General features: G+C 68.4%; 1 protein-coding gene. It reads right to left on the bottom strand.

What is annotated here, in order from left to right:
- On the bottom strand, positions 1-256 hold a 256-nt coding region (locus MTX36_RS30775), incomplete at both ends, for a PLP-dependent transferase (RefSeq protein ID WP_243623219.1).

The following is a 256-nucleotide window of genomic DNA, read 5'->3' as shown; positions in this document are numbered from 1 at the left end:
GCAGGGACAGGGTTTCGATGCCTTGGGCGATGAGGAACGCGTTGAAGGGTGCGACGGCGGTGCCGAGGTCGCGGAGCAGTTGGACGCGGGCTTTGAGGGCGTAGGCGGGTGCGCCGAGGTCGGCGAATGTGACGCCGTGGTAGCTGGGGTCGGGGGTGGTGAAGTTGGTGTGTCGGCCCTGGGTCCAGTCGAAGGTGCCGCTGTCGACGATGACGCCGGCGACGGCGGTGCCGTGTCCGCCGAGGTATTTGGTGGC

Origin of the sequence: Rhodococcus sp. ARC_M6, from assembly GCF_022810305.1 — a bacterium.
In the GTDB taxonomy this organism is placed as follows: domain Bacteria; phylum Actinomycetota; class Actinomycetes; order Mycobacteriales; family Mycobacteriaceae; genus Rhodococcus_F.
Note: the sequence above shows the minus strand (reverse complement) of the source record. Positions and strands in the feature narration are given on the sequence as shown.